This window comes from Streptomyces kryoterrae (genome assembly GCF_054072135.1).
The window spans coordinates 348,015-371,818 of record NZ_CM133358.1 but is presented as its reverse complement, the minus strand read 5'-3'; the positions used below and the strand labels follow the sequence as shown (position 1 = coordinate 371,818).

Here is a 23,804-nt window from a genome sequence, read left to right as displayed (position 1 = left end):
GCGGAAGCAGCCCATCACGAACACGGCCGCATCGCGGTCACGGATACGGATACGGTGTGACGGTTCCTAAGAGTGGTCAAATGCCGCAATGTAAGGACCAGTTGCAGGCGCGGGCGGCGCTGCGGGGCGCGGTCGTCGGGCGTCCGGACGAGGCGGATCGCGGCGTCGCGAGCCGAGGAGTCGGGCGCGCGGGTCGTCGGGTTCGTCCAGACGCGGTCAGGCGGGCTGCCACAGCTCGATTCGATGGCCCTCAGGATCGGTGACCCAGCCGAATCGACCGACGCCGTCCATGTCCTGCGTGTCGTCGGCGACGTCCGCCCCCTTGGCGCGCAACTGCGCGAGCATCGCATCCAGGTCGCGGACCCGGAAGTTGAGCATGGTCTGCTGGGCGCGGGACCCGAAGTAGTCGGTCTCGGACTCGAACGTCGCGCACACCGTCGGCCCGGCTTCCTGGTGCCACAGGCCGTTCTCATCGGCGTCCAGACCCAGGCAATCGCGATACCACGCGCTCAGGGCCGCGGGGTCGGACGCTCGCATGAAGTACCCACCGATTCCCAGCACACGTTCCATGCCGCCATCCTGTCAGCCCGGTAGCCGGGCGGCCCGGCACCACACCATCGCCCGATCCACACAGAGCGGTGTCCGCGTGCACGCCGGTGATATCGCCTTTCGTGCCGGGCCGCCGCGGGCTAGTGTCAGGCTGCAGCGAGCAACCCCGGAAGGAGCCAGGACATGGTCGGTCGTCCGCGCGCGTTGACGTCGTAGGCCCTGATCGGCCTGTCATCGCGTGCTGCCCTTGATGTTGCGGCACAGCGAGCCTCCCCCTGTATCCGGCGCGTCTTTCGTGCGCCGGTCGGCGGGCGTCGTTCGAGGCAACCAAGGGGATCGCCGTGCCGTCCGCTTCTTCCGCCGTACCCGATTCCGGCCGACCTGTTCCGCCGAGCCTGTGGCGGGACGGCGACTTCCGCCGACTGTGGGTGGGCCAGACGGCCTCCCAACTCGGCGAGCACACAAGCCTGGTGGTTCTCCCGCTCTTCGCCGTCCTGACGCTCGACGCCGGTGCCGGCCAGCTGGGTGTCCTTCGCGCGGTGGGGCAGGTGCCGGTTCTGCTGCTGTCGCTCTTCGTCGGCGCGTGGGTCGACGGATGGCGGACCCGCACGGTGATGGTGTTGACGGACTTCGGCCGGACCCTGGCACTGGGCGCCGCCGCGGTGGCCGGCCTCTTCGGCCGGCTCGGCCTGCCGGAGCTGTTCGTGGTCGCCTTCGCGGTCGGTGCCCTGTCCGTGTTCTTCGACGTGGCGTACCAGGCGTCTCTCGTGCGGCTGGTGAAACGCGAGCAACTGGTGCGGGGCAACAGCGCGCTCGAGGGCAGCCGGTCCGCGGCCCAGACCGGCGGTCCCGCCCTCGGCGGTGCGTTGGTCTCCATCCTGTCGGCGCCCATCGCTGTCGCTTCCAGCGCGCTGTTCTTCGCGCTGTCGTTTCTGTCGGTCCGGCGGATCCGCCGGACCGAATCGATCCCGGAGCACTCAGAACACCCCTCCCGGTTGGGGTGGCGGATTCATGACGGCCTCCGTTTCGTCGCCGGCGACCCCTCGCTGAGAGCCGTGTGCCTCGCCTCGGCAGCCTTTCAGCTCTCCTTCGCGGCCCTGATGACGGTCTACCTGCTCTTCCTGCCGCGCGAACTGCATTTGTCGGGGACCGGGGTCGGGCTTGCGCTCGCCGCCACGGGGCCCGGCGCGCTCCTGGGCTCGATGCTGGCCGCCCGCCTCCCGAGCCGGTTCGGCCATGGCGCGGTACTCGTCACCGCGGCGGCCCTCGGCGACGGCGCGTTCCTCTGCGTGCCCGCGCTGGACGGGTCCACCGCGGTGACGGTTCCCGTGCTCCTGGTGACCGGCTTCGTGTTCGGGGCCGGCAGTCAGTTGGTGACTGTCACGGTCATGGCTGTCCGGCAGGCCGTCACTCCGGACGGGATGCAGGGCCGCGCCGCGGCGACGATCACGTTTGTGGGTATGGGGTTGGCCCCGTTCGGCTCGCTGCTCGGCGGATTCCTCGCGCAGGAGTGGGGACTGCGCGCCAGCCTCCTGGCGACAGCCACCGGGATGCTGCTGTCCCCCGTACTGATGGCGGTCTCCCCGCTCGCCCGCGTGGGACGGACACTTCCGGCCGCGCAGGAGGACCCGTAGTGAGCACAGTTGACGACCCGGGTCCCGCTCCTTGTCAGCCTTGTCAGGGCTGGGCCCGGGTCGTACGAGTGCTGCGGCTCGGCTCCGTGCGGGAGGTTCGGGTCCCTGTCGGGCAGACTCAGGCTCGCTTGAGCTGGACCGCCACCGTCTGGCTGACGGTTACCAGCTGGGCGTAGTCCGGGTCCGTTGCCGTCGCCCGCGCCTCGACCTCGACGTCACCGCGCTGGAAGGGGACGTCTCCGGTGGGTACGGCCGTCCCGGTCCAGGCCGCCGGAACGCCCGGCGTGCAGGACACCGACGTGGCGTAGGAGCCGCGGATGAGCTTCTGCCTCTTCACCTGGGTGACATCGCCCGACACGTCCACCTTCACCGGCTTGTTGCAGCTCACCGTCCCGTGCAGGGTGGCCTTGCCGTTCAGGGTGCTCGCGGTGCCCTCCAGGGCTATGGCGAGGCCGAGGTCGAGCTCGGCCGGCGGGGCCGGGTTGTTGATGTGGACCTCACCGCGCGCCGCGGCGGAGTCTCCCTCGCAGTGCTGCTCGAAGGTGGCGTCGAGCTTCCTCACGTAGCCCTGCGGGCCGAACTCCACGTCGGAGACGGTGAACTCACCGGTGAGGGTGTTGCAGCCGCGACCGTTTCCGCTGAGGTCCAGCCCCGGCTCGGTCGGCTCGTTGAACGGGTAGCGGGTGGCTCCGGTGTACGTACCCGGTGCGAGAGCCTGGCCGGACGGCGCCGCCAGATCCAGGTACCACCAGTCACCGTTCGCCCCGTCGATCGAGAGGTGGACCGCGTTGTGGGCGTTGTCGGCGGAGCTGTTCATGCGGTCCTGAGATGCCGTCGAGTAGGCGTAGGACCGACCGCCGCTGATGTAGTCGCCCTCGTCGCCGCTGAAGCCGAAGAATCCTTCGGCGACGGGCAGAGCGTGCGCGGCGGCGCCGGACAGTAGACCGGTCGTGCTGGTGGCCATGCCCAGGGCCAGTGCGAGGACGGCCGTGGCACGGGCCAGGACGCGTCTGGGCGCGCTGAGTCTCATCGCTGTTCCCCCTGAGAGATGAAGTACCCCGTTGCCGATGCGACTGTGCTCCATGCGTCGGCGCAGTGAGTCTGCCAACCGGTGGGACGCGCGACAACCATGTTTCAGGCGACGGCAGTTGCGGATTCGGCCAACGCCTGAGCAATGTGTCGGCGGGCGGACGGACCGGCTCTCACCGGGCCTGCGGACAGCCGATTCCGGCGATGTCCTGGGCCAGGTGCGTCAGGGTGACCACTGCGTTCAGCGTCAACACGTGTTCATGGTCCAGCGGCCGCAAGGCATACAGGTCACTCACCGCCTTCAGGTCGACAGCGACCTCGTAGTAGTCCTCGGCGAAGTGCTGGAACGCTTCAGGAAGCGGTCGACCAAAAGTTTGAACAGGGCCGCTGACCCGTCGGGGTCGGCGCGGTCCGGAGGGAAGTCGATGGTGCCGTGCTGCCACCGATCGTCCGTCGTCTCTCGCCAGATGCGGGCTGTCACGACGGGCACGCCGTTCTCGTCGGTGAGCGCTGCCTCCTCCACGAAGGGCTTGAACACATCGGGAACGTCGTCGATGACTCCCGGCCAGGGCTGCCCGTCATTGCCGTACGAGGCGTCGAACTTGATCACCCCGGTTCGGGAACCGCCGTAAGCCCGCTGCGAGATACCGTCGAGGTGAACCCCTGACTGCCCGTCACCGTTGACCTGGCCCGTTCTGATCTGTTGTTCGACTCGAAGGTCCATTCGTGGGAACCCGATGCCCCGCCGAGGCAGCCCCTGCCTCGGAGTGATCGGCTATACCCTTTTGCGTGAGGGGTACATGGACACTTGCGAAGCACGACGTTCCGCGCAGCCAGTGCTGCAGAGCTCCCAACAATCAGGACGGGAATGATGACAATCACTGTGGGAATCAACGGCTTTGGTCGCATCGGCCGTAGCTACTTCCGCGCCCTGCTCACGTCCGGCGCCGACATCCGCGTGGCCGCGGTCAACGACCTGGCCGGCCCACAGGCCCTGGCGAACCTGCTGAAGTACGACAGCGTGTACGGGACGCTGCCGCAGCAGGTCGTGGTGGAAGGCTCTTCGATCAGGGTCGGGGACACCGTGGTCGAGGTCCTCAGCGAACGCGACCCGGCACAGTTGCCCTGGCGCCGCCTCGGGGTCGACGTTGTCATCGAGTCGACAGGTGTGTTCAACGACGCCGCCAAGGCCCGGGCGCACATCGACGCCGGGGCCTCGAAGGTGGTCGTCTCCGCCGCGGCGAAGAACGCGGACCTCACCCTCGTCATGGGTGTCAACGACGGCCTGTACGACCCGGAGCAGCACACGATCGTCTCCAACGCCTCGTGTACGACGAACTGCCTGGCTCCCATGGTCCAGGTGCTCGATGACGCGCTCGGTATCGAGTGCGGCACCATGACCACCATCCACGCCTACACGCAGGACCAGAACCTGCAGGACGGCCCGCACCCCGACCCCCGGCGCGCCCGCGCGGCGAACCTCAGCACCATCCCGACCACCACCAATGCCGCCAGTGCGATCGGTCTCGTGATCCCAAGCCTGAAGGGCAAGCTCGACGGGTACTCGGTGCGGGTTCCCGTCCCCGTCGGCTCGCTGACCGACCTGACCGTCCGGGTGGCCCGCGAGACGACGGTGGAGGAGGTCAACTCGCTGTTCCGCAAGGCGGCGGACGGTGGACTCGGGCGGATCCTGCGCTACACCGCGGACCCGGTCGTCTCGGCGGACATCGTCAGGGACCCGGCGTCATGCATCTTCGACTCCCTGCTCACGCAGGTTGTCGAGGGGCGCCACGTACACATCTTCGGCTGGTACGACAACGAGTGGGGATTCTCCAACCGCCTCATCGACACGACCCAGTTGGTCGGGGGCGCGACCGCGTGACGGACTCCTGCCGGCTTCGGGGAACAGGTGCGGCGCGTGTTCGGCGACCCGCACTGCGTCCTGGACTCGGTGGGGACGTCGTTCGATGACGTGGGCATGGTCCGAGTCGACCTCGCGACGGAAGAGGACTTCCCCGCGCTGAACTCCGTCTTCGACGAGACGTTCAAGACGCCGTTCCCCGCAGCCACGTCGGCGCTGCCGCCGGCCGTGCGGCTGGCGACGGGGATGGGTTTGTCGATGGGGACGGTGACGGCCGGTTCGACCCCGGTGGCGCGGGGATCAGACGGACCGCCCGCGCCTCCGGATTGCCGTCGCCGACGGGGATGTCGGCGGTGACGGTGAGCGTGGTGCGGGGCGATCCGCACCACGTCGTGGAGGTCGACCGGCAGGAAGGCGGTGGCCGGTTCGTGGTAACCGTCCGGGCGGCGGGGCCCACCGACAGCGCCAGGTTGACCTTGCCCGGCGCCCGGACGGTGACCCCCGCCCGGCGGACCCCTCAAGCCTGGCTCACGCAGCGCGGACCGGCTGTCCGGCGACGAGCGGGTGGTCGCGCTCGACCGGGCCGAGGCCGCCGGCGCCGCCGGGCGAGCCGAGGTCGTCGAAGAACTCGACGTTCGCCCTGTGGTAGTCCGTCCAGTCCCCGGGCACGTCGTCCTCGTAGAAGATCGCCTCGACGGGGCAGACCGGTTCGCAGGCGCCGCAGTCGACGCATTCGTCCGGGTGGATGTACAGGGACCGCCGGCCCTCGTAGATGCAGTCGACGGGGCATTCCTCGATGCAGGCCTTGTCCTTGACGTCCACGCAGGGCTGGGCGATGACGTAGGTCACGGTGCTTCCTTTTGGTCGTGTCGCTGTCGGTGTGCGGTTCTCGTCGGGGGCTCAGGCCCCGACCGTCCAGGTGTCGTTGCCGGCCAGCAGTGCTGCCAGGTCGCCCCGGCCGCGCTCGGCGACGGCCCGCTCCAGCTGGTCGTTCATCAGCCGGTCGTAGGCGGGGCGCCGTACGTCGCGCAGGACGCCGATGGGGGTGGGATGCCGCAGCCGGGAGAGGGCGAAAGCGGCGGTGGGGTCGGGGTCCGCGACGTCGTGGACGATCTCGTCGGCGTCCGGGGTGAGCCGGTAGGGCTCGCCGTGCTCCAGGCGCAGCAGGGCGTTGTCGCGAGTGGCGGGGTCCTTGAGCGCGTCGAAGGCGCCGTCGTTGAAGATGTTGCAGTTCTGGTAGATCTCCACCAGGGCCGTGCCGGGGTGGGCGGCGGCCTGGCGCAGGACGCCCGTCAGGTGCTTGCGGTCGGAGTCGATCGTGCGGGCGACGAAGGACGCCTCGGCGCCGATGGCCAGCGACAGCGGGTTGAACGGCTCGTCGAGGGAGCCCATCGGGCTCGACTTGGTGACCTTGCCCTGCTCACTGGTCGGCGAGTACTGGCCCTTGGTCAGCCCGTAGATCTGGTTGTTGAACAACAGGATCTTGAGGTTGACGTTGCGGCGCAGAGCGTGGATCAGATGGTTGCCGCCGATCGACAGGGCGTCGCCGTCCCCGGTGACCACCCACACCGACAGGTCGGGGCGGGCGCAGGCCAGGCCGGTCGCGATGGTGGGGGCGCGGCCGTGCACGGAGTGCATGCCGTAGGTGTTCATGTAGTACGGGAAGCGGGAGGAGCAGCCGATGCCCGAGACGAAGACGATGTTCTCGCGCGCGATGCCCAGCTCCGGCATGAAGCCCTGGACGGCTGCGAGGACCGCGTAGTCCCCGCAGCCGGGGCACCAGCGCACCTCCTGGTCGGACTTGAAGTCCTTCGCGGTGAGCGTGAGGTCAGTGGGCACCGGCGGCCTCCGTGTTCTCTGCGTGCTCCGCGTGCTCCGCGTGCTCCGCGTGCTCCGCGTGCTCCGCGTGCTCCGCGTGCTCCTGGATCACGGCGGCCAGCTGCGCGGCCTTGAACGGCATGCCGGAGACCTGGGTGTGGGAGCGCACGTCCACCAGGAACCGCCCGCGCAGCAGCAGCGCGAGCTGGCCGAGGTTCATCTCCGGGACCAGGACCCGGTCGTAACGGCGCAGCACCGCGCCGAGGTTGGCGGGGAAGGGGTTGAGGTGGCGCAGCTGCGCGGTGGCGACCCGGCCCCCGGCGGCCCGCACCTCACGCACGGCCGCGGTGATCGGGCCGTACGTCGACCCCCAGCCCAGCACCAGCAGCCCGGCGTCGCCGGACGGGTCGTCGACCTCCAGGTCGGGGACGGCGATGCCGTCGATCTTGGCCTGCCGGGTGCGGACCATGAAGTCGTGGTTGGCGGGGTCGTAGGAGATGTTGCCCGTGCCGTCCTGCTTCTCGATGCCGCCGATGCGGTGTTCGAGGCCCGGGGTGCCGGGCAGCGCCCAGGGGCGGGCCAGGGTCTCGGGGTCGCGCAGATACGGCCAGAAGGAGCCGTCGGGGCGGTTCGGGGCGGTGGCGAACTCCACGCGCAGATCGGGCAGTTCGGCCACGTCGGGGATGCGCCAGGGCTCGGAGCCGTTGGCGAGGTAGCCGTCGGAGAGCAGAAACACCGGCGTGCGGTAGGTCAACGCGATCCGCGCCGCCTCCAGGGCCGCGTCGAAGCAGTCGGCCGGGGTGTGCGGGGCGATCACCGGGACGGGGGCCTCCCCGTTGCGGCCGTACATCGCCTGGAGCAGGTCCGACTGCTCGGTCTTGGTCGGCAGGCCGGTCGAGGGACCACCGCGCTGGATGTCCACGACCAGCAACGGGAGTTCTAGGGAGACGGCGAGGCCGATCGTCTCCGACTTCAGCGCCACACCCGGCCCGGACGTCGTCGTCACCGCCAGCGAGCCGCCGAAGGCGGCACCGAGGGCCGCGCCGATGCCGGCGATCTCGTCCTCCGCCTGGAACGTGCGCACACCGAAGTTCTTGTGCCGCGACAGCTCGTGCAGGATGTCAGAGGCCGGGGTGATCGGGTACGAGCCGAGGAACAGCGGCAGCTCCGCGCGCTCGGCGGCGGCCACCAGACCCAGGGCGAGGGCCAGGTTGCCGGAGATGTTGCGGTGGCGGCCCGGGGCGAAGGCGCGCTTCGCCGGGGCGACCTCGTAGGAGACGGCGAACGACTCGGTGGTCTCGCCGTAGTTCCAGCCCGCCCGGAAGGCGGTCACGTTGGCCTCGGCCAGCTCCGGCTTCTTGGCGAACTTGGTGCGCAGGAACCTCTCGGTGCCCTCGGTGGGCCGGTGGTACATCCAGGACAGCAGACCCAGCGCGAACATGTTCTTCGCCCGCTCCGCGTCCTTGCGGGCAAGCCCCGAGTGCTTGAGCGCCTCGACGGTCAGCGTGGTCAGCGCCACCCGGTGGACCCGGTACGCCTCCAGTGTGGTGTCGTCCAGCGGGCTGGTGCTCCAGCCCACCTTCGCGAGGGCACGCCGGGTGAACCCATCGGTGTCGACGATGACCTCGGCGCCGCGCGGCAGATCGGCCAGGTTGGCCCTGAGCGCGGCCGGGTTCATCGCGACCAGGACGTCCGGGGCGTCGCCCGGGGTGATGATGTCGTGGTCGGCGAAGTGCAGCTGGAACGACGAGACACCGGGGAGGGTGCCCGCGGGGGCGCGGATCTCGGCGGGGAAGTTCGGCAGCGTCGACAGGTCGTTGCCGAAACCGGCCGTCTCCGCCGTGAACCGGTCGCCGGTCAGCTGCATACCGTCGCCGGAGTCACCGGCGAAGCGGATCACCACCCGGTCGAGCTGTTTGACAGTGGCCGGTGTGCTCACTGGGCGCTCTCCTGCCCGGCGGAGGGGGCGGCCTCGGCAGAGCCGTCGTCTTCGTCCTTGTCCTGCCGCATCAGCTCGGCGAGCTTGAACGCCTCCTCGATGAGCGTCTCGACGATCTTCGACTCGGGTACGGTCCTGACGACCTCGCCCTTGACGAAGATCTGCCCCTTGCCGTTGCCGGAGGCGACGCCGAGGTCCGCTTCCCTGGCCTCGCCGGGGCCGTTCACCACGCACCCCATGACCGCCACGCGCAGCGGGATGTCCATGCCCTCCAGCCCGGCCGTGACCTCCTCGGCCAGCTTGTAGACGTCGACCTGGGCGCGTCCGCAGGACGGACAGGACACGATCTCCAGGCCGCGCTGCTTGAGGTTCAGGGACTCCAGGATCTGGAGGCCGACCTTGACCTCCTCGACGGGCGGCGCGCTCAGGGAGACGCGGATGGTGTCGCCGATACCCTGGGACAGCAAGGCCCCGAACGCGACAGCCGACTTGATGGTGCCCTGGAAGGCGGGGCCCGCCTCCGTCACACCGAGGTGCAGCGGGTAGTCGCACTGCGCCGCGAGCTGCTTGTACGCCTCGACCATGACGACGGGGTCGTTGTGCTTGACGGAGATCTTGATGTCCCGGAAGTCGTGCTCCTCGAAGAGCGACGCCTCCCACAGCGCCGACTCCACGAGCGCCTCGGGCGTCGCCTTGCCGTACTTCTGCAGCAGCCTCCGGTCCAGCGAACCGGCGTTGACCCCGATCCGGATCGGCGTGCCGTGCTCCTTGGCGGCCCGCGCGATCTCCTTCACCTTGTCGTCGAACTGCTTGATGTTGCCGGGATTGACCCGAACGGCCGCGCAGCCGGCCTCGATCGCGGCGAACACGTACTTCGGCTGGAAGTGAATGTCGGCGATCACCGGGATCTGCGACTTGCGCGCGATCGTCGCCAGCGCGTCCGCGTCGTCCTGCGTGGGGCAGGCGACGCGGACGATCTGGCAGCCGGACGCGGTGAGTTCGGCGATCTGCTGGAGCGTGGCGCCGATGTCGGACGTGCGGGTCGTGGTCATGGACTGGACCGAGACCGGGGCGTCGCCACCCACGGGTACGGTCCCCACGTTGATCTGACGGCTGGTACGTCGTCGGGCCAGCCTCGGCGGCACCGTCGGCACTCCTAGAGCGACAGGCATGACAGTTCCCCAAGATGGTCGGCCGGTCCGGGCGGACCGGGTTGTGGCTGATGGCTGTGGGCCGTTGGGAGCTGTGGAAGTGCTGGAGACAGGGCGCGGCGGCAGCGGGCGTGCCTCGCGGGCGGCTGGGCCACGGGCGGTCGGCGGGGTCGTCACCGTGCGGGTGGGCGCCGACCGCCCGTCGGGGGGTCCGGTGTCAGCCGACGGCGAGGCCGGCGATGGTCGCCTGCCGGGCCTGCCATCCGGAGGGCAGTGCCTCCAGCAGCGCGTGGGTGAGATGGCGGGGGGTGAGGCCGCCGGCCTCCAGGACATCGGCCCGTGAGCCGTGGTCGAGGAAGCGCTGCGGGATACCGAAGACGTGCACCGGCAGGCCCGACCTGGCGTCGCTCAGCGCCTGGGCGACACACGCCCCGACACCGCCGACCCGGCCGCTGTCCTCGACCGTGGCGACCAGCAGGTGATCGAGGGCGAGCCCGGTCAGCTCGGGCGGCACCGGCTTGACCCAGCGGGGGTCCACGACGGTGACGCCGACACCCCGCTCGGCCAGCCGTTCGGCGACGTCGAGGCAGGTGGCGGCCATGGCGCCGACGGAGACCAGGAGGATGTCGGGGCGCTCGCCGCGGTACAGGACGTCCAGGCCGGCGTAGACGTCCACGGCCGGGATGTCCGCCCCGGTGGAGCCCTTGGGGAAGCGCAGGGCCGTGGGGCCGTCGTCGCAGGCCACGGCCTCCCGCAGGGCGCGGCGCAGGGTGGCTGCGTCGCGTGGGGCGGCCAGCCGCAGGCCGGGTACCAGGTTCAGCAGCGACAGGTCCCACATGCCGTTGTGCGAGGGACCGTCGTCGCCGGTCACGCCGGCCCTGTCCAGGACGAAGGTCACCGGGGCGCGGTGCAGGGCCACGTCCATCAGGAGCTGGTCGAAGGCGCGGTTGAGGAAGGTGGAGTACAGCGCGACGACCGGGTGCACCCCGCCGAGGGCCAGTCCGGCGGCGGCGGTCACGGCGTGCTGTTCGGCGATGCCGACGTCGATGACGCGCCCGGGGTGGCGGCGGGCGAACTCGCTGAGCCCGGTCGGGTCGAGCATGGCCGCGGTGATGGCGACCACGTCCGGCCGGTCGGCGGCGAGCTCGGCCAGCTCGCTGCCGAACACGGACGTCCAGCTCGGTGCGCCCCCCGGTTTCTGGGCGGAGGCGGCGCGCACGGCGTGGAAGCGGTCCGTGTCGTCCTGTTCGGCGGGGAGGTGACCGCGGCCCTTCTCGGTGACGCAGTGCACCACCACGGGCCTGCCCAGGGCGACGGCCGCGCGCAGCGCCGTCTCCACGGTCTCGATGTCATGGCCGTCCACCGGGCCGACGTAGGCGAGCCCGAGGTTCTCGAACAGGGCTTGCGGGGCGTCGCCCGCACGGAGGTCGGCGAGGTGTCCGGCGACGGCGCCGGCGGTGGGGGCGTAGGAGCGGCCGTTGTCGTTGAGGACCACGACGACGGGGCGTTCGGGGGCCGCCGCGATGTTGTTGAGGGCTTCCCAGGCCATGCCCCCGGTGAGCGCGCCGTCGCCGAGCACGGCGACCACGGCACGGTCGCTCCGTCCGAGAAGGGCGTTGGCGCGGGCGAGGCCGTCCGCCCAGGACAGGGAGGTCGAGGCGTGCGAGTTCTCGATGACGTCGTGCTCGGACTCGGCACGGCAGGGGTAGCCCGACATGCCGCCGGTGCGGCGGAGTGTGGCGAGGGCTTCGGTGCGGCCGGTGAGGATCTTGTGGACGTAGGACTGGTGGCCGGTGTCCCACAGGATCTTGTCGCGGGGGGAGTCGAAGACGCGGTGCAGGGCGATGGACAGTTCGACGACCCCGAGGTTGGGGCCGAGGTGACCGCCGTTGGCGGTGCAGGTGTCCACCAGCAGCCGCCGGATCTGCGGTGCCAGGTCGCGGGCCTGCTGCGGGGACAGGGTCCGGAGATCCTCCAGCCCCCGGATCTCCTCCGGACGCGGCATGGCGGAACCTTTCTTCGGTGGCGGATTCATCGCACCCCATCGGCTGCGGGCAGGGCCTCACCGGCCAGCGGTGTCTGCGGGACGCGGCCGGTGACCGGGTCGGCCAGCCGGCCGGGCATGGAGAACACGACGTCCTCGGCGATACCCCGCTGGAGCTCGACCTGATCGAACCCGAGTTCGGCGAGCCGGGTGACGAGCCCGTCGACGAGGATCTCCGGGGCGCTGGCCCCGGCGCTGATGCCGACCGACGACACGTCCTCCAGCCAGGCCGCTTCGAGGTGCTGTTCGTCGGGCACCAGATGGGCGGCGGCGCCGTGGTCACGGGCCACCTCGACCATGCGCAGCGAGTTGCTGGAGTTGTGCGAGCCGACGATCAGGACCAGGTCGTTGTCGCGTGCGAGGTCCTTGACGGCGTTCTGCCGGTTCTGGCTGGCGTAGCAGATGTCGTCGCCGGGGGTGATCAGGTCGGTGAAGCGGGCGCGCAGGGACTCGACGACGCGCTCCGTCTCGTCGAACGAGAGGGTGGTCTGGGTGAGAACGGCGACCGGGGTGTCGTCGGGCAGGCCGAGACGCCGTACGTCGTCCTCGGTCTCGACGACGACGATCCGGTCGGGGGCCTCGCCGAGGACACCCTCGACCTCCTCGTGGCCCTCGTGCCCGACGAGGAGGATGGTGCGGCCGTCGCGGGCGAAGCGCACCGCTTCCTGGTGGACCTTGGAGACCAACGGACAGGTGGCGTCGATGACTTCGAGCCGCCGGTCGGCGGCTGCGGTGCGTACTCCGGGGGAGACGCCGTGCGCGGAGAAGACACAGACCGCGCCCTGTGGGACCTCCTCCTCGCTGTCGACGAAGACCGCGCCGCGCTTCTGCAGCTCCGAGACGATGTAGTGGTTGTGCACGATCTCCTTGCGCACGTACACCGGCGCCCCGTGCAGGTCCAGCGCCCGCTCGACGATGCCGATGGCGCGCCGTACGCCCGCGCAGAAGCCGCGCGGCTGGGCCAGGACGACGTTCCCCTCGCTCACGTCACGTCACCCCCGGCCGGTACCGGGACGGCGGAGGTCATCCGGCGCGGGGTGCGTGCGTCCAGCCTCAGGCGCAGCCGGCGCGGGTGGTAGACGGTGGCCAGCGGGACCGGGCGGATGTCCATGCCGGGCTCGCAGGTGACCCGCCAGCGGCCGAGGATGGTGGCGAGCCCCAGGATGGCCTCGGTGCGTGCGTAGAGGTCACCGATGCACTTGCGGGCGCCGGTGCCGAACGGCACGTAGGCGTGGCGGGAGGCCGGCGCGATACGGTCCGGGAGCCAGCGGTCGGGGTCGAACCTCTTGGGGTCGTCGAAGGCGTCCTCGTACTGGGCGACCGCGGCGGGACTGAAGACGACGGTGGAGCCGGCGGGCAGCTGACGCCCCGCGAGTTCGGTCGGGGAGGCGGTGAGGCGGGTGAAGAGCCAGGCCGGCGGGTGCAGTCGCAGCGTCTCGGAGATGATCCGGTCGGCCAGGGAGAGGTTCGGCAGGTCGTCCCACTGCGGGGCGCGGCCGTCGAGGACGGTGTCGATCTCGTCGTAGAGCGCGGCCTCGATCTCCGGGTGCTGGGAGAGAAGGTAGAAGACCCAGGTGAGGGTGCCGGCGACGGTTTCGGTGCCGGCCGCCATGACGGTGATGACCTGGTCGTGGATCTCCTTGTCGCCGAGCCGGCCGCCGTCGTCGTCGCGGGAGGCGATCAGGGCGGCGAGCAGGTCGTCGCGCTCGATGTCGGAGCTGCGGTAGTCGTCGATGAGGTGCTGGGTGGTCTCGTGCAGGAAGTCCAGATTGCTCTTGTAGCGGCGCTGGGACGGCAGGGGCAGCCGGCGGATCGAGGCAGGCAGGAACATCTGCCGGAACAGGCCGTTGAGGACGACGTCGAAGGAACGTTCCACCTGCGCCGCCAGTTCGGGGCTGACGGGTGTGGAGTACAGGGTGCGGCCGACCGTGCGCAGGGCCATGCCGTACATCTCCTGGAAGGCGTCGACGACCATGCCGTCCTGCCAGCGCGACGCCGTGTCCTCGATCTCGGCGTGCATGGCCTCGGCGTACCGCTTGAGCTGGCCGCGGGTGAACGCCGACTGCATCAGCCGGCGCTGGCGGCGGTGGTCGGCGAACGGGCAGGTGACCAGGCCGTTGCCGGCGATGTCACGGGCGCGGTCGTAGAACACGCCGCCCTTGTCGAAGACGCGGTCGTTGGTCAGGACGTGCCGCAGCAGTTCCGGGTGGGTCGGGACGTAGGCCTTGGTGGGGCCGATCCTGATCTCGACCAGGTCGCCGTGGGCTGACAGCGAGGTCATGAAGTTCACGGGGTGACGCATCATCTGGAGGGCGTGTCCCACGACGGGGAGCGCCCCGGGCGCCGTTCCCGCCGAGAAGGCGGTCTGCTCGGTCATTCGATTCTCAACTTCCCGTCGTTTACTGATCTGTTGACAGCTGTTCCGGTCTGTTGACGGTTGTGCCGCCGCGACGGCCGGGCGCGGGTGCGTGTCGCCGGTGTGCGGTGCCGCTAGCGGGCGGTGCTGCCGAGCTCCTCCAGGTAGCCCTGGGCACCGGCGGCGAGCGCGAACTCGGCGTCGTAGCGGCCCGAGGAGCGGTGCCAGTCGTAGGAACCGCGGATCACGGTGCGCACGGCGTCGTCGCGGTAGCGCTCCAGGGCCGCGCGCTCGGCCTCGTCGAGCCGGTAGATGTCGCCGACCTGCGGCAGGCAGGACTCCAGCAGGAGGTACTGCTCCAGGCGGGCGCGCACCTCGCTCTGGATGTGGGCGACGCTGCGGTCCTTGGACCAGCCGTGCTCCCGGCGCAGAATCATGACCATGTTGTTCTGCTCGCCGCGGGCCTCTTCCTTCTCCAGCGAGGCGATGTCGTTGAGGAGCAGATTGACGTCGACGGCGATCTGGAGCATCGCGGAGACCATGGCGCTGTCGAAGACCCGGTGCGGCACCTCGAAGCGGCCCGCGCGCTCGGCGAGGTCGACCGTCGGCTGCACCCCGATGGTCTGCCGGCGCACGGCCAGGTACTGGGCCGCGGAGTTGTACGGTGTGTCCCAGAAGCGGCTCTCGGCCTCGTCGACGTAGCCGTCGAAGTAGTTGCGCCAGTGGCGGGCGCTGCGCGCGCACCAGGCGGGTGTCATGCCCTCGCTGGTGCGCCGCCAGATGTCGGCGAAGCCGTGGGCGATGGGGGGCGCGGTGTCGGGAAGGGGGCCGTCCAGCGCCGCCGCGACCGCGTCGGTGAGCTGTTTGGTCTCCTTGGGGTTCTCGCCGCGCGGCCCGTCGAAGAGGTCGTCGAAGAGGAAGAACCACGACATCAGGTCGACGCCCAGGTCCAGGTCGGCGCCGGTGGCGTGCGGATAGAAGCGGGAGGCCAGGTCGGCGTAGCCGCCGCGCAGATGACGCGTAGCCGCCGCCTCGGACTTGATCAGCCCGAGCGACCGCGGCCAGACGAGCTGCTCGGCGTCGGCCCGCGCGTGATCCGGGCTCTGCCGGCCCGGCAGGGGTATGTGGAAGTCGACATCCTGGGGCATGAGGGGATCCTTGGGAGTGGGGTGCGGAGGAGCAGCGGGCGTGGTGATGCCCTGGGGGGTGCTGCGCCGATCGGAGAGTCGGAAGTCGGAAAGGGGCCTACGGGTATGCGGGCCGGGCCCGGTCTCAGGCCTCGCGGTCGACGACGAACCGCCCGAGCGCGAGGAGTTCGTCCCGCGCGCGGGCGTCCAGTTCGACACCGCGCAGCGCGTCCTCGGCCAGCGCCATCCGCCGGGCGGCCTCGGACAACGCCCAGTCCCGGCCGCCGGCGCCCTCGATCAGGCCGGCCACGCGCCGCAGTTCCTCCTCGTCGGGTTCGCCGGGGGTGGTGAGCCAGGCGGCCAGCTCGTCGCTGAGCGGGCCGTCCTGGTTCAGTGCGTGGCTCACCGGCAGGGACTTCTTGCGGGAGCGCAGATCGGAGTGGACCGACTTACCGGTGACGGCCGGGTCGCCCCAGATACCGAGAACGTCGTCGACGAGCTGGAAGGCGACGCCGACCTGGTCGCCGTAGAGCGCCAGCGCGTCCACCGTCGCCTCCGGTGCCCCGGCGAGGACGGCGCCGATCGCGGCGCTCGCCGACAGCAGCGCGCCGGTCTTGCCGGCGGCCATGTCGACGCATTCCTCGACCGTGACGTGCGAGCGCTGTTCGTAGGACAGGTCCTGGACCTGGCCGCGGATCAGATGCCGGGTGGTGCGCGCCAGCAGCCGGGCGGCGGGCGCCGCCGTCGGCAGCCCGGTGTCCAGCAGCACCTCCTGGGCGAGCGCCAGCATCGCGTCACCGGTCAGGATGGCGCTGGAGGGGCCCCACAGCTTCCACACCGTGCGCCGATGGCGGCGCTCCTCGTCACCGTCCATCAGATCGTCGTGCACCAGGGAGAAGTTGTGCACGAGCTCCACGGCGACGGCGCCGGGCAGGGCGACCTCCGGCGGCGCGCCGACCGCCTCGGCCGACAGCAGCGCGAGCGCCGGACGGATGGCCTTGCCGGCGTCGGCGCTGGTGGGCGCGCCGCCGGCGGTGATCCAGCCGAAGTGGTAGGCCGCCTGGTGACGGGAGCGGTGGTCGAGCCGGTCGACGGCGGCGCGCAGCGCCGGGGTGACCGTGACCCGGCTGTGGCTGAGGCAGGCGGGCGCGGTGCTCATGCGGCGACCTCCGCGCGCCAGGGGCCGGTCGGGTCGTCGAAGATGCTGACCACCTGGCGCATGATGCGTCGTTCGGCCGGGTCGAAGGCCTGCTTGGCGTGGACGGTGCCGAGCTGGTCCCACATGACGATGTCCCCCGGCTGCCAGGTGTGGGCGTAGGTGTACTGGGGCTTGCCCGCGTGCGACAGCAGTTCGTCGAGCAGTTTGCGGCTGTCGTCGGGGGGGAGGTCCACGATCCGCTTGGTGTTCAGGGTGCTGACGTAGACCGACTTGCGGCCGGTGCGCGGATTGCGGGCGATCAGCGGATGGATGGTGGAGGTGCCGTCCTCGGGCTGGATCCGCTCGGTGCTCTCGCCGAGGGACACCTCGCCCTGGAGCTCCTCCTCGATGGTCTCCTCGTATCCGGTGCGCAGGGCGTGGCGGACCCGGTAGGAGTGCAGACGCCTGCGCTCCTCGGGTGACAGCGAGTCGTACAGGGCGTACATGTCGGTGAAGAGGGTCTCCCCGCCGCCGGAGGACGGCACTTCCACGGCCTCCAGGAAGCCGACCTGGGAGACCCGGGGGCGGAAGGAGTAGTCGGTGTGCCAGCTCATCCATCCGGCGTCGCCGACGCCGATCTTGCGGCCGTCCTCCACCAGGTTGGAGACGATCAGGATCTCGTTGTGGTCGGGGTGGGCTCCGCTGGTCAGACCGGTCTTCGGGATGTACCCGAAGCGGCGGCCGAAGGCCAGGAACTCCTCGTAGGAGGGGGTCTCGTGGCCACGGAAGACCAGGACCAGATGCGTGTCGAGCGCCGCCCAGATCTCCTCGAACCGGGTCTCGTCCATGTCGCCGGTGACATGGGCGCCGTGCACGACGGCGCCGAGAGCGGCGCCGGGTATCGGCGTTACGTCCATGGGCGTTGCCGCCTTTCGCAGAAGGGTGGGGGTGGTCAGCGCAGTTCGAGACCGGCGAGGTCGCCCGCCTCGCGCCAGCGCCTGAGGATGTTGACGAACTCCACCGAGCCGCCGCCGTAGCTGGAGTTGAGCAGGGGCAGTCCGTTCGGGTCGCCCTCGTTGTTGTAGAGGCCGGGCGTGCAGTTCTCCAGGAAGTCGAGGCCGCCCACGGCGAGCCGGAGGATCTCCTCGACCCATTCCTTCTCGCCGGCCTCGGAGGCCTCCACGACCTGGTGGCCGCGCTCCTCGACGGACTTGACGATGTGTGCGAGGTGCCGGGTCTGCTCGCCCAGCATGTAGGCGATGTTGACGTGCCGGCCGGCCTGGACCTTGGACAGGATGAAGCAGTTGGGGAAGCCGTTCACCTGGAGTCCGTGCAGGGTGTGCGCCCCGTCCGCCCATTTCTCCGACAGCTTCACGCCGTCGCGGCCGACGATGTCGTAGCCGGCGCGGTCGATGTACGGGACGGCGAACTCGTGCTCGTAGCCGGTGGCGAAGACCAGGCAGTCGACCGGGTACTCCCGGCCGTTCGCGACCACCCCGGCCGGGGTGAGCCGCTCCACGCCCTGCCCCTGGGTGTCGACCAGGGTCACGTTGGGCCGGTTGAAGGTCTGGAGGTAGCCGTCGTGGAAGCAGGGCCGCTTGCAGTACACGCGGTAGTACGGCTTGAGGGCGGCGGCGGTCGCGGGGTCGGTGACGACGCTGTCGATGCGGGCGCGGAGTTCCTCCATCTTGAGGAAGTCCGCACGCTCGGCCGCGAGCGCCCGCTCCTTCGGGTCGCCGCCGGTGTCGCCGGTGGGCAGGATCGCGGCGGCGAGCTTGGCCGTGGTCTGGGTCCAGCGGTCCTGGACCAGGTCCTCGTCCTGCGGGACGCCTGAGGTCAGTGCGTGGAAGTTCTCCATCCGGCGCTGCTGCCAGCCCGGTTCGAGGCTGTCCGCCCAGCCGGCCGGAGTGGGCCGGTTGCCGCGGACGTCGACCGCGGCCGGGGTGCGCTGGAAGAGGACGAGCTGCTCGGCCCACTCGGCGAGGTGCGGGGCGAGCTGGATGGTCGTGGAGCCGGTGCCGATGACGCCGACCTTCTTGTCCCTCAGCTTGGTCAGGCCGCCGGTGCTGTCGCCGCCGGTGTAGTCGAAGTCCCAGCGGCTGGTGTGGAAGGAGTGCCCGGCGAACGTCTCCAGGCCCGGCAGCCCGGGGAGTTTGGGGCGGTGCATCAGACCGATCGACATGGCCACGTACCGGGCCCGGATCAGATCGCCGCGGTCCGTGCTCACCAGCCACTTCCCGGCGGCCTCGTCCCAGCGCAGCTCGGTGACGGTGGTCTGGAAGAGGGCGTCGCGGTACAGGTCGTACCTGTGGGCGATCTGCTGGAGGTGCGCGAAGATCTCGGGCCCGGTGGAGTACTTCTCGGTGGGTATGGTGCCGATCTCTTCGAGCAGCGGCATGTAGATGTAGCTCTCGACGTCGCACCGGACGCCGGGGAAGCGGTTCCAGTACCAGGTGCCGCCGACGTCACCGGCCTCGTCGATCAGCCGGATGCGCTCCAGGCCGGTCTCCTCGCGCAGATGGGCGCCGGTCAGCAGACCGCCGATGCCGGCGCCGACGACGGCGACGTCCACCTCGTCGGTGAGCGGCTCGCGCTCCTGCCACTCGGTGTAGGGGTCTCGCGCGTAGCGGCTGAAGTCACCGCGCGCGAACTGGTAGGTGCGACCGACGCTGCGCTTGTCGCGTTCCTGCCGGTACTTCTCCCGCACCGCTTCCAGGTCGATGCTCAGCGTTTCGTCGCTACGGTCGTCGCTTTGGGTGCGGGCCACAGTTCCTCCTCGGGGGAAGGGGGCGGAAGGGAGACATGACGCCATACGTCGTCGAACTGATCGCGCAGCCGCAGCGGGGCGTCGGAGTTGCTGAAGAGATAGAAGCGGTCGGAGCCGAGGGCGTCCCAGACGAGTCCGGCGACGTCCTCGGCGCTCACCGAGGTGTCGCCGCCCGCGCCACGCGGGGCCGTCAGTCCCTGGACCATGGGGGTGTCGACCCGGCCGGGGCACAGCACCGACACCCGGACCCCGGTGCCCCGCAGATCGGCACGGAGGCTGCGGGCGATCGCGAGGTCGGCGTGTTTGGAGGCGGCGTAGGCGGCGCTGCCGGCGCCGACGACGAAGGCGGACATCGAGGCGGTGTGGATCAGATGGGCGGGCCGGCCGCGCTCCAGGAGCCGGGGAACGAAGGCGCGGGCCACCAGGACGTGAGCCCAGTGGTTCACCTCGAAGGCCTGCCGCATCCTCTCCAGCGGCACCTCCCACAGGGGCTGTCCCACGGGGCCCAGGACCCCGGCGTTGTTGCACACCACGTCGATGTCCCCGAGCAGGCCGAACGCCGTGTCCGCGAGCCGTTCGACGGCGTCCGGGTCGGTCAGGTCGGCGGTCACCGCGGTGACCTGAGCGCCCTGCGCGGTGAGTTCGGCGGCCCGGCGGTGCAGTGCGTCGCCTTCGATGTCCGCCATGACCACGCCGGCGCCGGCCCGTGCGAAGCGGGCACTGAGGGCGAGGCCGATGCCGCTGGCCGCGCCGGTCACCACGGCTTTCCTTGTCTGTAACTGCACTTGGCTGTCTCCGCTTCTGCGCGCGGGTACGCCGAAGGACGGCGCGCCGTTGCCAACGAGAAGGTCTGGATCAGATCGCGCTGTTCGGGGGGTCGCGGGTGTCAGCGGGGGTCGGGGAGCTTCAGGCTGATCACGAGAACGATCACCGAGGAACACACCAACAGGGCGAGAACGAGCACGGCCGCCGACACCGTCGACAGCGAACCGGCCAGGGAGACGTAGAGGGTTCCGCCGACGGTCGCGCCCAGCGCGGTCGCCATCTGCTGGCTGGTCACCAGCACACCGCTGCCCATGCCGGCCTGCGCGGAGGGTACGTCGGCGAGGATCATCCGGAACAGCGCCGGGCCGATCAGCGCCGCGCCCGCGCCGAAGAAGCCGATTCCGACGAGCACGAGCGCCAGGGAGGGATGCGGCCAGCCCAGCCGGAGCACCAGCGCCAGCAGCAGCAGGCTCACACCCTGGACGACGGTGCCCAGGGTGACGATACGGCGGCCCAGGGCTGCAGCGATCCTCGGGGTGAACCGCGCCACCACGAAGAACGCCACGGCGAACGGCGCCATCCCCGCGCCGGAGGCGAGCCCGTCGTAGCCGAAGTGACCCTGCGCTATCAACGCGTATACGAACAGGAAGGCGCCGAAGCCGGCCGAGAACGGCACCATCGCCGCCAGCCCTCTGCGCATTCCCGGATGGGACAGCACCGACGGGGACAGCAGCGGTGAACCGCCCCGCGCCTCCAGCCCGCGTTCGACCCGGACCAGCGCCACCACTCCCACCGCGGCGACCGCGAGCAACGACCACAGCCACAGCGGCCACCCCAGGTCGGGGCCCGCCACGACCACGGCCAGGACACAGACCATGGTGGCACCGAACAGCACGGTGCCCAGCGGGTCGAAGCCCGGCTTCGAGTCGGCCCTGGTCGCGGGGACGCGCCGGACGGCCAGCAGCGCGGCCACTCCGATCGGCACATTGATCACGAAGACCATCCGCCAGCCGATCCCGGCGACGTCCAGTGAGACCAGCAGCCCGCCCAGGATCTGCCCGATGACCATGCCGACGCCGGCGGTCGCACCGTACATGCCGATCGCACGGGCGCGCGCCTGGCCCTGGGTGACCGCCTGGATCGTCGCCAGTACCTGCGGTACGAGCATGGCGGCGGCGGCGCCCTGCAGCAGCCGGGCCGTGACGAGGAACTCGATGGTCGGGGCGAGTCCGCACAGTGCCGAGGTGACGGTGAACGCCGCGAGCCCGTAGGCGTACAGGCGCCGTCTGCCGAAGGCGTCGCCCAGCCGTCCGCCCAGCACCAGGCCGAGGGCGTAGGTGAGGCCGTAGCCGGACACCACCAGCTCCAGTGCGGCGGGGCCGCCGTGGAGGTCGTCACTGATCGAGCTCAGTGCCACATTGACGATGGAGGCGTCCACGATGGACAGGACGTATCCGATGAGCACCACCAGGAGGGCGATGCCACTGAGCCCCGAGGTGGCCGGTTCTGTGCCGACCGAGGGCTCCGGTGTCGCGGTGGGCCTCTGCAGAGGGGGGAGGCCCTCGCGTTTCGTCATGTGCTGCCTACCAGGCGTTTGTGGGGGGACGGTTGGGGCGGGTGCGGGGACAACAAGGTCACTCGGTGGTGGTGGGCGTGCCGGTGATCTTCGACAGGATTCCCTTGGAGGCGTCCTTCGCGGACTCCGGCCAGGGGGTCAGGGAGTTGAACCCGCGGTGCGAGGAGGCGGGCTGGATGCGGGTGTCCATCGACATCCGCATGCCGGCCGGGTTCTCCGAGACGTTCGGGATGGACTTGTGACACGTGAAAGCGTGGAAGATGATCACGTCGCCGGGCTCCATGGGGGAGTACAGCAGCTGCTCGTCCGCGCCGAACTCCGCCGCCGGGATACCGCGCACGGCGTGGCCGAAGCGACGGAAGTTCTCGGTGACGACGTGCTCGCGCGGGCCCTTCTTGTGGCTGCCGTCGGCGATGGCGACGCCGCCTATGCCGTGGGTCGTCGCGAGCAGCGGTATCCAGGCGGTGCGGAAGTCCTTGTTCGGGCCGATGTAGAAGCCGTCCTGGTGCAGCGGAGTCAGGAAGCTCGGCTCCGCGGAGCCGGCGGCGGAGGGGTAGTAGCGGATCGTCGTCGACTTGAAGACGAAGACGGGCTCGCCGAAGACCTTCTCCCAGACCTTGAGGGTCGAGGGGTGGTTCCACAGGTCGTCGTACTTGACGTAGTCGTGCATCGCCACCTCGTCGACCGCCTCGAATGACTCGATGGTGAGGGTGTCGAGTGTGGTGCCGGGGGCGGCGTGGCCGAGTGCGATCAGGCCCTCGAGCATCTGTTCGGCGGCGGTGCGTACGAGTTCACGGTCCAGAGCGCCGCGCAGATAGACGTAGCCGTGTTCGTCGTAGAACCGGTCGAGGGCCTCACGGTCGTCGAGAAGAGGCGTGCAGTCCACGTAGTCGTTGAAAGTGTCCGTCATGGTTCCTTGTCCTCGTGACGTCTGTACGTGGGGGAGGGAGCGTCAAACATCCGGGCGGCCGACGGCTTCGATGGCGTCGGGTGGGGCGGAGGTGACGAGCTCCGACCGCGGTGAACGGCCGGTGCCGACGTTCAGGACGGTGGGGGCCGGGCGCCCGGTCAGAGGGACTGTCCGGTGGGCAGGGACGGGTATGCGAGCAAGTGGGCCGTCGTGGGCACCTCTCCGCCACCGTTGATACCGATACGCACAGTCATAGGTGTGTCCCTCACCGGGCGTTCCAGTGATACTGGCGCGCCGTCGCTCTTGGGCTGGATAATGCGCCGACGCGCTGTGATCCGGCACAGACCACACGTCAGGCAATGTTCTGGCGAAGCGATCTACTACGAGCTTATATAACCTTGCGATACATTTCTAGGGTGACTTCTGCAAAGCGCACTGCGCACGACACCGACCTGGACGTCGGTGCCCTCACTCGGGCGATCGAGAGCTTCAACCGCTACTACATACGGCTTCCCGCCGTGCAGAAGCTGTCGTTCACGACGCTCTCCGTGCTGGACACCCTGGCCGTCGGCGGTCCGAAACGGCTCACCGAACTGGTCAGAACCGAACAGATAAGCCAGCCGGGGCTCACCCAGCTGGTCACCCGCCTCGAACGCGACGGACTCGTGGAACGCCGCCCCGACCCGGCGGACGGCCGGGCCGCCCTCGTCCACATCACCGAGGCCGGCCGTGCGATCGGCGAGGCCCGGCAGGAGGACCGCAGCCGCCATCTGCACCGCCTCGTCGCCCAGTTGACGCCCGAGGAACGACAGGCCCTCTCGGCGGCCCTCCCGGCCCTGGCCCGGCTGGCGGAAATCGGAAACAACCAGGCCGCGCAGCGGTAACACGCACAGCACAAAGGCCTTGCCGGATCCTCTGGCAAGGCATGACGACTCCTTGTTCACCTCGCCGGTCACGTCGAGGGCGGACATCGCGGCATCGTCGTGGAGGTGCTCGACCACGTTCTCGCGCGGCGGGTCCGACAGCAGGCCGAACACGTGGGGCGCTCCGTTTGCGGACGTCTTCCTGGGCCCGTTCCGGGCCCTTGTCTCAAGTCGGGATGGAGCTGCTGGGGGTGAGAAACGTCCGGCCACCGTCGCG

Annotated in this window: 22 protein-coding genes; 4 read left to right on the top strand and 18 right to left on the bottom strand. The window is 70.2% G+C overall.

Annotated elements, in window-relative coordinates; all coding sequences use genetic code 11:
• Positions 1-216: 216 nt before the first annotated feature.
• Positions 217-570: a VOC family protein gene (locus ACW4TU_RS01170; protein ID WP_457423667.1), complete on the bottom strand. Its 354-nt coding sequence runs from the start codon at positions 568-570 to the stop codon at positions 217-219.
• Positions 571-890: 320 nt separating this feature from the next.
• Between ACW4TU_RS01170 and ACW4TU_RS01165 the strand changes: the two genes are divergently transcribed.
• Entirely contained in the window at positions 891-2,183 is a 1,293-nt protein-coding gene (locus ACW4TU_RS01165) for an MFS transporter (protein ID WP_457423665.1), read from the top strand.
• A gap of 118 nt (positions 2,184-2,301) precedes the next feature.
• Here the strand turns inward: ACW4TU_RS01165 and ACW4TU_RS01160 are convergent, their stop codons facing one another.
• From ACW4TU_RS01160 to ACW4TU_RS01150, 3 genes are all read right to left on the bottom strand, one after another.
• Positions 2,302-3,213, bottom strand: a complete 912-nt coding sequence (locus tag ACW4TU_RS01160) for a hypothetical protein (RefSeq protein WP_457423663.1) — start codon at positions 3,211-3,213, stop codon at positions 2,302-2,304.
• Positions 3,214-3,385: 172 nt separating this feature from the next.
• A complete protein-coding gene (locus ACW4TU_RS01155; protein ID WP_457423661.1) occupies positions 3,386-3,508 on the bottom strand; it encodes a hypothetical protein in 123 nt (40 codons plus the stop codon).
• Between the two features lie 5 nt (positions 3,509-3,513).
• Positions 3,514-3,936, bottom strand: coding sequence for a hypothetical protein (locus ACW4TU_RS01150; RefSeq protein WP_457423659.1), 423 nt, complete (start codon positions 3,934-3,936; stop codon positions 3,514-3,516).
• Positions 3,937-4,083: 147 nt separating this feature from the next.
• Between ACW4TU_RS01150 and gap the strand changes: the two genes are divergently transcribed.
• Positions 4,084-5,094 carry a type I glyceraldehyde-3-phosphate dehydrogenase gene (gene gap, locus ACW4TU_RS01145; protein WP_457430643.1) on the top strand — a complete coding sequence of 337 codons (1,011 nt, stop codon included), beginning with the start codon at positions 4,084-4,086 and terminating at the stop codon, positions 5,092-5,094.
• A gap of 36 nt (positions 5,095-5,130) precedes the next feature.
• On the top strand, positions 5,131-5,430 hold the full coding sequence (locus ACW4TU_RS01140) for a RidA family protein (RefSeq protein WP_457423657.1): 300 nt from the start codon (positions 5,131-5,133) through the stop codon (positions 5,428-5,430).
• Positions 5,431-5,601: 171 nt separating this feature from the next.
• Here ACW4TU_RS01140 and fdxA read toward each other — a convergent pair whose 3' ends face one another.
• From fdxA to ptlH, 14 genes are all read right to left on the bottom strand, one after another.
• Positions 5,602-5,922, bottom strand: a complete 321-nt coding sequence (gene fdxA / locus ACW4TU_RS01135) for a ferredoxin (protein ID WP_457423655.1) — start codon at positions 5,920-5,922, stop codon at positions 5,602-5,604.
• Between the two features lie 51 nt (positions 5,923-5,973).
• Complete coding sequence (locus tag ACW4TU_RS01130) at positions 5,974-6,912, bottom strand: 2-oxoacid:ferredoxin oxidoreductase subunit beta (RefSeq protein WP_457423653.1); 939 nt, start codon at positions 6,910-6,912, stop codon at positions 5,974-5,976.
• Positions 6,902-8,830, bottom strand: coding sequence for a 2-oxoacid:acceptor oxidoreductase subunit alpha (locus ACW4TU_RS01125; protein WP_457423651.1), 1,929 nt, complete (start codon positions 8,828-8,830; stop codon positions 6,902-6,904). Before ACW4TU_RS01125 ends, ACW4TU_RS01130 begins: the two co-directional genes overlap by 11 nt.
• Positions 8,827-10,002 carry a flavodoxin-dependent (E)-4-hydroxy-3-methylbut-2-enyl-diphosphate synthase gene (ispG, locus tag ACW4TU_RS01120; protein ID WP_457423649.1) on the bottom strand — a complete coding sequence of 392 codons (1,176 nt, stop codon included), beginning with the start codon at positions 10,000-10,002 and terminating at the stop codon, positions 8,827-8,829. Before ispG ends, ACW4TU_RS01125 begins: the two co-directional genes overlap by 4 nt.
• 196 nt (positions 10,003-10,198) lie before the next feature.
• The gene (locus ACW4TU_RS01115; RefSeq protein ID WP_457423647.1) at positions 10,199-11,986 is read right to left on the bottom strand and encodes a 1-deoxy-D-xylulose-5-phosphate synthase; all 1,788 of its coding nucleotides are present in this window, start codon (positions 11,984-11,986) and stop codon (positions 10,199-10,201) included.
• A 26-nt stretch (positions 11,987-12,012) separates the two neighbouring features.
• Positions 12,013-13,011, bottom strand: coding sequence for a 4-hydroxy-3-methylbut-2-enyl diphosphate reductase (gene ispH, locus ACW4TU_RS01110; protein ID WP_457423645.1), 999 nt, complete (start codon positions 13,009-13,011; stop codon positions 12,013-12,015).
• Entirely contained in the window at positions 13,008-14,402 is a 1,395-nt protein-coding gene (gene ptlI, locus ACW4TU_RS01105) for a pentalenene oxygenase (RefSeq protein WP_457423643.1), read from the bottom strand. The genes ispH and ptlI overlap by 4 nt, the downstream gene beginning before the upstream one ends.
• Before the next feature lie 113 nt (positions 14,403-14,515).
• On the bottom strand, positions 14,516-15,529 hold the full coding sequence (gene ptlA / locus ACW4TU_RS01100) for a pentalenene synthase (protein ID WP_457423641.1): 1,014 nt from the start codon (positions 15,527-15,529) through the stop codon (positions 14,516-14,518).
• Positions 15,530-15,653: 124 nt separating this feature from the next.
• Positions 15,654-16,667, bottom strand: a complete 1,014-nt coding sequence (locus ACW4TU_RS01095; RefSeq protein WP_457423639.1) for a polyprenyl synthetase family protein — start codon at positions 16,665-16,667, stop codon at positions 15,654-15,656.
• Positions 16,664-17,563 (bottom strand): neopentalenolactone/pentalenolactone F synthase, encoded by a 900-nt coding sequence (gene ptlD, locus ACW4TU_RS01090; protein WP_457423637.1) that lies wholly within the window; start codon positions 17,561-17,563, stop codon positions 16,664-16,666. Before ptlD ends, ACW4TU_RS01095 begins: the two co-directional genes overlap by 4 nt.
• Positions 17,564-17,598: 35 nt before the next feature.
• Positions 17,599-19,353 carry a neopentalenolactone/pentalenolactone D synthase gene (gene ptlE / locus ACW4TU_RS01085; protein WP_457430641.1) on the bottom strand — a complete coding sequence of 585 codons (1,755 nt, stop codon included), beginning with the start codon at positions 19,351-19,353 and terminating at the stop codon, positions 17,599-17,601.
• 17 nt (positions 19,354-19,370) lie between these two features.
• Positions 19,371-20,171, bottom strand: coding sequence for a 1-deoxy-11-beta-hydroxypentalenate dehydrogenase (gene ptlF / locus ACW4TU_RS01080; RefSeq protein WP_457423635.1), 801 nt, complete (start codon positions 20,169-20,171; stop codon positions 19,371-19,373).
• Between the two features lie 128 nt (positions 20,172-20,299).
• The gene (locus tag ACW4TU_RS01075; RefSeq protein ID WP_457423633.1) at positions 20,300-21,754 is read right to left on the bottom strand and encodes an MFS transporter; all 1,455 of its coding nucleotides are present in this window, start codon (positions 21,752-21,754) and stop codon (positions 20,300-20,302) included.
• A gap of 58 nt (positions 21,755-21,812) precedes the next feature.
• Positions 21,813-22,664: a 1-deoxypentalenic acid 11-beta-hydroxylase gene (gene ptlH, locus ACW4TU_RS01070; protein WP_457423631.1), complete on the bottom strand. Its 852-nt coding sequence runs from the start codon at positions 22,662-22,664 to the stop codon at positions 21,813-21,815.
• Positions 22,665-23,080: 416 nt separating this feature from the next.
• On the opposite strand from ptlH, the gene ACW4TU_RS01065 reads away from it, so the two are divergent.
• On the top strand, positions 23,081-23,548 hold the full coding sequence (locus ACW4TU_RS01065; protein ID WP_457423629.1) for a MarR family winged helix-turn-helix transcriptional regulator: 468 nt from the start codon (positions 23,081-23,083) through the stop codon (positions 23,546-23,548).
• Positions 23,549-23,804: the final 256 nt, after the last annotated feature.

Coding starts and splice junctions, on each gene's coding strand:
- ACW4TU_RS01115 (WP_457423647.1), bottom strand. CDS start 11,986: ATGCCGCGTCCGGAGGAGATCCGGGGGCTGGAGGATCTCCGGACCCTG.
- ACW4TU_RS01170 (WP_457423667.1), bottom strand. CDS start 570: ATGGAACGTGTGCTGGGAATCGGTGGGTACTTCATGCGAGCGTCCGAC.
- gap (WP_457430643.1), top strand. CDS start 4,084: ATGACAATCACTGTGGGAATCAACGGCTTTGGTCGCATCGGCCGTAGC.
- ACW4TU_RS01150 (WP_457423659.1), bottom strand. CDS start 3,936: ATGGACCTTCGAGTCGAACAACAGATCAGAACGGGCCAGGTCAACGGT.
- ptlH (WP_457423631.1), bottom strand. CDS start 22,664: ATGACGGACACTTTCAACGACTACGTGGACTGCACGCCTCTTCTCGAC.
- ACW4TU_RS01160 (WP_457423663.1), bottom strand. CDS start 3,213: ATGAGACTCAGCGCGCCCAGACGCGTCCTGGCCCGTGCCACGGCCGTC.
- ispG (WP_457423649.1), bottom strand. CDS start 10,002: ATGCCTGTCGCTCTAGGAGTGCCGACGGTGCCGCCGAGGCTGGCCCGA.
- ACW4TU_RS01095 (WP_457423639.1), bottom strand. CDS start 16,667: ATGAGCACCGCGCCCGCCTGCCTCAGCCACAGCCGGGTCACGGTCACC.
- ptlI (WP_457423643.1), bottom strand. CDS start 14,402: ATGACCGAGCAGACCGCCTTCTCGGCGGGAACGGCGCCCGGGGCGCTC.
- ptlA (WP_457423641.1), bottom strand. CDS start 15,529: ATGCCCCAGGATGTCGACTTCCACATACCCCTGCCGGGCCGGCAGAGC.
- ptlD (WP_457423637.1), bottom strand. CDS start 17,563: ATGGACGTAACGCCGATACCCGGCGCCGCTCTCGGCGCCGTCGTGCAC.
- ACW4TU_RS01075 (WP_457423633.1), bottom strand. CDS start 21,754: ATGACGAAACGCGAGGGCCTCCCCCCTCTGCAGAGGCCCACCGCGACA.